General features: G+C 47.7%; 4 protein-coding genes, 1 tRNA gene and 1 pseudogene. 3 read left to right on the top strand and 3 right to left on the bottom strand.

Annotation, left to right across the window (positions count from 1 at the left end; all coding sequences use genetic code 11):
• The first annotated feature begins 234 nt into the window (after window positions 1-234).
• A tRNA-Leu gene (locus K4A83_RS21040) sits at window positions 235-319 on the top strand.
• A gap of 112 nt (window positions 320-431) precedes the next feature.
• On the opposite strand, the gene typA is transcribed toward K4A83_RS21040, so the two are convergent.
• Window positions 432-2,225 (bottom strand): translational GTPase TypA, encoded by a 1,794-nt coding sequence (gene typA / locus K4A83_RS21035; protein ID WP_265266666.1) that lies wholly within the window; start codon window positions 2,223-2,225, stop codon window positions 432-434.
• A 167-nt stretch (window positions 2,226-2,392) separates the two neighbouring features.
• Between typA and rpiA the strand changes: the two genes are divergently transcribed.
• Window positions 2,393-3,094 carry a ribose-5-phosphate isomerase RpiA gene (gene rpiA / locus K4A83_RS21030; protein ID WP_265266665.1) on the top strand — a complete coding sequence of 234 codons (702 nt, stop codon included), beginning with the start codon at window positions 2,393-2,395 and terminating at the stop codon, window positions 3,092-3,094.
• Window positions 3,095-3,214: 120 nt separating this feature from the next.
• Here rpiA and K4A83_RS21025 read toward each other — a convergent pair whose 3' ends face one another.
• Window positions 3,215-4,069, bottom strand: a complete 855-nt coding sequence (locus tag K4A83_RS21025) for a methyltransferase domain-containing protein (protein ID WP_265266664.1) — start codon at window positions 4,067-4,069, stop codon at window positions 3,215-3,217.
• 168 nt (window positions 4,070-4,237) lie between these two features.
• Window positions 4,238-5,719 (bottom strand): glycolate oxidase subunit GlcD, encoded by a 1,482-nt coding sequence (gene glcD / locus K4A83_RS21020; protein ID WP_265266663.1) that lies wholly within the window; start codon window positions 5,717-5,719, stop codon window positions 4,238-4,240.
• Between the two features lie 397 nt (window positions 5,720-6,116).
• On the opposite strand from glcD, the pseudogene K4A83_RS21015 reads away from it, so the two are divergent.
• Window positions 6,117-8,135 (top strand): annotated as a pseudogene (locus K4A83_RS21015) (ATP-binding protein); the annotation flags it as partial.
• Window positions 8,136-8,257: the final 122 nt, after the last annotated feature.

The following is an 8,257-nucleotide window of genomic DNA, read 5'->3' as shown; positions in this document are numbered from 1 at the left end:
AAACTAGACAATGAATGCAACCCGGTTTCTGGCTAAAGTTAGTCAAAGTTAGTCAATGACATTACACCCGACTCCCCTGCTCCCCCGCTCCCCTGCTCCCCCTCGCCATCACGGGATTCTAGTGGGACTGTCAATTATCACTTTGGCAAAACTTTGTACTAAGGAAGCATAAAATAAATTAATTTGCCAAGCCAGTTTTTTTCCTGCTATGATGAAGTTCGCCTCTGAAAACAGGGGGGCGTGGCGGAATGGTAGACGCTACGGACTTAAAATCCGTTGGTTAGTAATAACCGTGAGAGTTCAAGTCTCTCCGCCCCCATAAAAAAAGTGCTTGACAATCCCACAGCTAAAGCCCGTGGGATTGTTGTTTTTTTGACTCGCCATAAGAAAGAATCCCCCTAGGGGGGATTCCCAGCAATCCTATTAAAAACCTAACGCTTCGCTAACTTTTTCGCCTTCATCTTCCGTAAACGAATCGACTCAGGCGTAACTTCCACCAACTCATCAGGGCCAATATACTCCAGCGCCCGTTCTAAACTCATTTCCACCGGAGTCTGTAACTGCACCAACTCATCCCCCGTTGCGGAACGATGGTTGGTTAATTGCTTAGTTTTACAGACATTCAAATCTAAATCTTGAGGCCGATTGTGTTCACCCACAATCATTCCCTTGTAGACCTTCGTCCCCGGTGAGATAAAGAAAGACCCCCGGTCTTCCGCTTGCTTGAGGGCGTAGAAGGTGGCCACCCCTTCCTCAAAGGCAATCATCACGCCATTGTAACGGGTTTCCAGTTCCCCAATTAACTGACGATACTCTAAGAAACTGTGGTTCATGATGCCTTCCCCACGAGTCAGACGGATGAACTCCCCTCGGAAACCAATTAAACCCCGTGCGGGGATGACAAATTCTAACTGAGTCCGTCCATTGGCCCCGACCTGCATATCCTGCATTTCGCCCTTGCGTTGACCCAAACGCTCAATACAAGACCCTACCGCGTCTTCCTGAACGTCTAACACTAAATACTCGAAAGGTTCACAGGGTTGACCGTTCACTTCCCGATAAATCACTTGAGGCTGAGACACTTGGAACTCGTAGCCTTCCCGACGCATGGTTTCAATTAAAATCCCCAGATGGAGTTCCCCCCGACCGGAAACTAGGAATTTTTCGGCGGAGTCGGTTTCTTCGACTCGGAGGGCGACGTTGGTTTCTAATTCCCGGTACAGGCGATCGCGCAGTTGGCGAGAGGTGACATATTGGCCCTCTTGTCCGGCAAAGGGGGAGTCATTCACCGAGAAGGTCATTTGTAAGGTCGGTTCGTCCACCCGGATTAAGGGCAAGGCTTGGGGGTTTTCTGGACAACTAATGGTTTCCCCAATATTGGCATCAGCAAAACCCGCCACGGCGACAATATTTCCGGCTGAAGCTTCAGCAATCTCAATGCGACTTAAGCCCTCAAAGCCTAATAATTTACTGACTTTTCCCTTAACAATGGAACCATCATCCTTATACAAAACGGCCTGTTGTCCCGCTTGAATGACCCCATTGTGAATCCGACCAATAATAATCCGACCGAGATAGTCGGAATAATCCAGCGTCGTCACCTGTAACTGTAAAGGTTTGTTGGGATCTCCAGCCGGGGGCGGAACATGGTGCAGAATCGCCTCAAACAGGGGCTGCATATCTACCCCCTCCTCATCTATTGAGGCTTTGGCAAACCCTTGTAAACCGGAAGCGTAAAGGGTGGTAAAGTCGCATTGGTCATCATCGGCCCCCAACTCTACAAACAGGTCAAAGACCTTATCAATAGCTACATCGGGGTCGGCATTGGGACGGTCAATTTTATTCACCACCACAATGGGACGTAAGCCTTTTTCGAGGGCTTTTTTCAACACAAAGCGGGTCTGAGGCATGGGGCCTTCATTGGCATCGACGATTAAAATACAACCGTCTACCATGCCTAACACCCGTTCGACTTCGCCGCCGAAATCCGCGTGTCCGGGGGTGTCTACGATGTTGATTAAAGTGTCTTTGTAGCGAACGGCGGTATTTTTGGAGAGGATGGTAATACCCCGTTCCCGTTCTAGGGCGTTGGAGTCCATCACGCAGTCCGGGACATCTTCCCCTTCGCGGAAAATCCCCGATTGTTTAAGCAGTGCATCAACCAGTGTTGTTTTGCCGTGGTCAACGTGGGCAATAATCGCAACGTTACGAATGGGAAGAGACATATAGACTGTGTGCGGATTCAATAAGATGACTAAGGGATGAGATCAATTATCTCAAAATTTCTTAAATAATTGTAACAAATTTTAGCCCCCAGCGTGTCAAGAGAACTGGATTGCTAGAGGGATCAATCTATGCAAGGATTTAGGGGAAATCTATGGAGCAATGAGTTATGAGTGATCCCGTTAAGGTAATGAAACAAGAAGTGGGCAAAGCGGCGGCCCAGCGTGTGGAGTCTGGGATGATTGTGGGACTAGGTACTGGGTCCACGACGGCCTATGCTATTGAGTTTATTGGCGATCGCCTGAAAAAGGGCGAAATCTCCAACATTGTAGGAGTCCCGACCTCTTTCCAAGCGGAAGTATTAGCCAAACAGTATGGCATACCCCTGACCACCCTCGATGCGATTGATCACATTGACGTTGCCATTGACGGGGCCGACGAAGTAGACCCCCAGAAAAACCTGATTAAAGGGGGAGGCGCTGCCCACACCAGGGAGAAAGTGGTGGATTATCTGGCGAAAACTTTTATTGTGGTGGTGGATGAAGGGAAATTAGTAGATAAATTGGGGTCTACGTTTAAAGTTCCTGTGGAAGTGATCCCTATGGCGATTAGCCCGGTCATGCGCGCTTTAGAAGCTTTGGGGGGTCAGCCAGAATTACGCATGGGGATTAAAAAAGCTGGGCCTGTGGTGACAGATCAAGGAAATCTGGTGGTTGATGTGAAGTTTAATGATATCCCCAACCCCGTGGAATTAGAACAAAAGATTAATAATATTCCGGGTGTCCTAGAAAATGGTGTGTTTGTCAACTGTGTCAATACGGTTTTAGTGGGTGAGATTAAAGACGGTCAGCCCAGTGTGCGGGAGTTCTAGACCCTTGGGAATAGGGAATAGGGAATAGGGAATAGGGAATAGGGAATAGGTAATAATTATCAATTGTCAATTATCACCCCTGCTCCCCCTCTCCCGACTCCCGAAGTTATTCAGCAAGCCCTACTTACGACCGGATAACACACCAAATCGCACTAAACCACGCTTATAGCCTTGACTCATTAAAGGTAATGCTAAAGCGGCCTCTACTGTAGACCAACCAGAAGCAAATAAATCTGCTAGGACTTTGGGGTTTAAAGCTGAATCAATCACAATATCCCAAAAAGGGGCGACGGCTGTAGACCAGTCATCACTGTGTATATCCCGGAAACCACAATCTTTTGCGATCGCCTCATAGTCCGGTAAAGCCATAACATAGGGCAAACAATAAACTCGATAAATCGCATCTAAATGTTGTTGCTCCCCTACCGTCAACTCCCCCGCCAAAGAATTCGTCGGACGATGGCACCAGGTCGCACAGAGGAACAATCCCCCCGGTTTCAGCACCCGATAACACTGGCGAAAAAATTCCGCCTTATCGGGCATATGTTCCCCACTTTCCAAAGACCACACCAAGTCAAAAGAATCATCAGGAAAGGGCATTTCTAGGGCATTTGCCACCTGAAACGATGCCTTTTGGTCTAATTTGACCTCCAAAGCCCTTTCCTTAGCTCTTGCCGCCTGAATCGGACTCAGAGTGATCCCCACGGCCTCTGTATTATACTTTTGGGCTAAATATAAGGTACTCCCCCCAATCCCACACCCTACATCTAAAATGCGTTGGGGGGACTGCACTTGACCCCAATAGAGTAACTCCTCAATCAGATCAATTTGCGCTTGACGACGGTTAACTTTATAACTACCAGAGCGCCCATAATAACCGTGGTGCATATGTTCGCCCCAAACCTGTTCCCAGAGGCCACTAGACTGGTCATAAAATTGACGGATTTTCTCGTAAATCGTGTTTGTATTCGTCATAATTTTGAGAGACAATGCCATTATTTTACGGGTTTCTGCCGAGTAGCTAGGGCTTGCCGAATAACTCTACTCGTGGGGCTAGGGAACAGGGAACAGTATACAAAGGTTACAAGGAGCTTTAAGTATTAGGAGAAACTTCTCCGAGAGTTGATCCATAATTTGGAAACCCTAGAATAAAGAAGCCCCTTTAAATTCCCCTTGGGGTCGTTGATTCGCCGCTTCTCCGCAAGTGCGAGGTGTGGGGAACAATTTGCCCGGATTCGCTAATCCATCAGGATTAAACACCGCCCGCACATATTGCATAGTTTCTAAATCCACCTCATTAAACATCCGAGGCATAGAGCAATTTTTATCGGCCCCAATGCCATGTTCTCCCGATAAACTGCCCCCTGCTTCCACACAAAGCCTCAAGATTTCTTCCCCGACCTTTTCCACCTGTTCAAAAGCCCCCGGCACGGCTTGATCGTATAAAATGAGGGGGTGTAGGTTGCCATCTCCGGCGTGGAACACATTGGCGATCGCAAAACCCGACTCACGACTCAACGCCTCAATTTCCCCCAACACCTGAACCAACTTCGTCCGAGGAATTACCCCATCCTGCACAAAATAATTAGGACTCATATGGCCAGCCGCCGCAAAAGCCGCCTTACGCCCCTTCCACAGTTTCAAACGAGTTTCCCCATCAGAAGCTGACGTAATCTGACGCGCTCCATTCTGGCGACACAACTGGGCCACACGCTGCTTATTCCCCGAAACCTCCACCTCCAAACCATCCAACTCCACCAACAAAATCGCCCCCGCATCCCGAGGATAACACCCCGTAGCGACCACATCCTCCACCGCATTGATACTGAGATTGTCCATCATTTCCATCCCGGCCGGAATAATCCCCGCGCTAATGATATCTGCCACCGCCCCCCCGGCCGCTTCGATACTTTCAAAATCCGCCAACAGCACACAAATCGCCTCGGGAGTTTTGAGAATGCGCAGGGTGATCTCCGTAGCGATGCCTAGCGTCCCCTCAGACCCCACAAACAGCCCCGTCAGGTCATATCCGGGCATTTCAGGAACACACCCCCCCACGTCGATAATTTCCCCTTGTGGGGTAACGATTTTTAATCCGAGGACATGATTGGTCGTGACCCCATATTTCAGGCAGTGAACCCCCCCAGAATTTTCCGCAATATTGCCCCCAATGGAACAGATAATCTGACTAGAGGGGTCGGGGGCATAATAGAATCCCGCCCCACTCACGGCCTGTGTCACCCAGTTATTAATCACACCGGGCTGCACCACAACGCGCTGATTGGCTAAATCTACATTGAGGATGCGCTTCATCTTGGCCGTGACGATTAACACCCCTTCCTCGACAGGTAAGGCCCCCCCGGACAGTCCGGTTCCGGCACCCCGTGCCACCCAAGGTAATTGGTACTCCCGACAAATTTGGACCGCTTGGGCAACTTCTTCAGTGGTGCGGGGCAAGACGACTAAAGCGGGACGTTGACGATAGGCAGCGAGTCCGTCACATTCGTAGGTCAGGAGTTCATCTTTACGCCGGATTACATTTTGCGCGCCCAAGGCTTTGGTAAAGGCTTTAATAATGGGTTGCCATCGATCGGAACGGGTAGAAAAGGGGTTTTTTAAGATCATGGGACTTCTCAAATCATGGGGGATGATTCATCCCATTTTAGGTCTTACGGGGCGAAAGATGTGGGGAATCTAAATGGAGAGAGGGGGAGCAGGGGGGCAGGGGAGCGGGGGAGCGGGGGAGCAGGGGAATTGATAATTGACAATTGATAATTATTACCTATTCCCTATTCCCTATTCCTTAGCCCCACGAGTAGAGTTATTGAGCAAGCCCTAGGTATTTCGACTCTAATTGATCGAAAAAATAGCTCATAATGTTACCACTCATTTTTAGTAAAGAATTCTATCTATAATTTTTTCTTTATCTCTGCCAGTTTTAAAATAAACACAGCAGTCTGAAGGGAACTGCTCAACGCATAAGACTGGATCAGATCAAATTGTTGGCAAGAGGAAGAATAAAATGACCGTCGCCGATCAAACCCTAGCAGGGTATCGACTCGTTGAACAAATTTATGACGGTTCGCGGACTGCCGTTTATCGCGCAATTCCGGGCTTATCGGGGGAAACCCTCAAGGGGAATTCTGTTGTCATTAAACTCTTGCAACAAGATTATCCAAGCTTCAATGATTTACTGCAATTCCGCAATCAATACACTATTGCCAAAAACCTTAATATCCCGGGAATTATCCATCCTTACAGTTTAGAAACCTATCAACACAGCTATTTATTAGTGATGGAGGATTGTGGGGGTGTTTCATTGCGGGAGTATTTACGCCATCAGGATTTGAGCCTATCTCAAGTGTTAAATATTGCCATTCAACTGGCGCAGATTCTCCATGATCTCCATCAGGCTAATGTAATCCATAAGGACATTAAACCTGCGAATATTCTTATTCAACCGAATAGTGAAGAAATTAAACTCATTGATTTTAGTATTGCTTCCCTGTTACCGAAAGAAACCCAATCCTTACAGAATCCCACAGGCTTAGAAGGCACATTAGCTTATATTGCCCCGGAACAAACGGGGCGGATGAATCGGGGGATTGATTATCGGGCGGATTTCTATGGGCTAGGGGTGACTTTATTTGAACTCTTGACGGGGGAATTACCCTTGAAGTGTCATGATCCGATGGAGTTAGTTCATTGTCATATTGCCAAAACACCACCTGTTCTGAATCCCTCCGTTTTTCCCTCGACGGTGAATGCTATTGTGCAGAAGTTGATGGCGAAAAATGCCGAAGATCGTTATCAAAGTGCTTGGGGGTTAAAATATGACTTGGAAATGTGCCTTGAACAGTGGCTGAGAACTGGGAAGATTGAGCCGTTTCCTTTAGCACAACGGGATCAGTGCGATCGCTTTTTAATTCCCGAAAAACTCTATGGCCGAGAAGCGGAAGTGGAAGCGCTACTCAATGCCTTTCAGCGTGTGACCCAAGGGGGGACAGAATTAATGCTGGTGGCGGGTTTTTCAGGCATTGGTAAAACAGCCGTTGTCCACGAAGTCCATAAACCCATTGTGCGACAACGGGGCTATTTTATTAAAGGCAAATTTGACCAGTTTAATCGCAATGTGCCGTTTTGTGCCTTTGTACAGGCTTTCCGGGATTTAGTAAATCAACTGCTGTCAGAGTCTAGTTTAGAACTGCAAACATGGCAGGAGCGAATCCAAGGGAGCTTAGGAGAAAATGCTCAAGCCATCTTAGAAGTATTGCCGGAACTAGAGCGTATTATTGGGCTTCAGCCTCCTGTGCCGGAACTGTCCGGCACGGCGGCTCAAACTCGCTTTAATCTACTGTTCCAGAACTTAATAGAAGTGTGTGCCACGAGGAAACACCCTTTAGTGATCTTTTTAGATGATTTGCAATGGGCGGATTCTGCTTCCTTAAAGCTGATGGAATTGTTAATGGCTGAGGAAGAAAGCGGTCATTTGTTGTTAATTGGGGCCTATCGGGATAATGAAGTGTTTCCGGCACATCCTTTAATGCTGATGCTGGAAGAAATTCAGCAGCAAGGGGCTAAGGTCAACACTATTACCCTAAAGCCTTTAAGCTTCGAGAGTTTAAACCAACTGGTGACCGATACGTTGAACTGTTCCGAGGAGGCCGCCCAGCCTCTCAGTCTGTTGATGCAACAAAAAACCCAGGGCAATCCCTTCTTTGTCACCCAATTTTTAAAAGCCCTCTATGAAGACCATCTGATTTATTTTGATCGGAAAAGTCATCACTGGCAATGTGATTTAACCCAAGTCCATGGTGTTGCGTTGACGGATGATGTGGTGAGCTTTATGGCCCAGCAGTTGCAGAAGTTACCCCCCAACACCCAAGAAAGCCTGAAACTGGCGGCCTGTATTGGCAATCAGTTTGATTTGGAGACATTGGCGATCGCCTCAGAACAATCGGAAACCGATGTAGCCGATTATCTCTGGACGGCCCTACAACAGGGATTTGTGATTCCCCAGAGCCAAGTTTATAAATTTTACCAAAAACCCTGGGTCTAAAGCCCCGTCCTTCTAGGACGGCTTTTTCTTAATCGTAATACAATTAAGAGAATCACTTGCATTTCGTAAGATGCTCATTCTTTCCTATCAATACAAGTTGCGTC

It is taken from the genome of Spirulina subsalsa FACHB-351 (genome assembly GCF_026130165.1).
GTDB classification, from domain to species: domain Bacteria; phylum Cyanobacteriota; class Cyanobacteriia; order Cyanobacteriales; family Spirulinaceae; genus Spirulina_A; species Spirulina_A subsalsa_A.
This window is presented reverse-complemented; position numbering and strand designations above follow the sequence as displayed.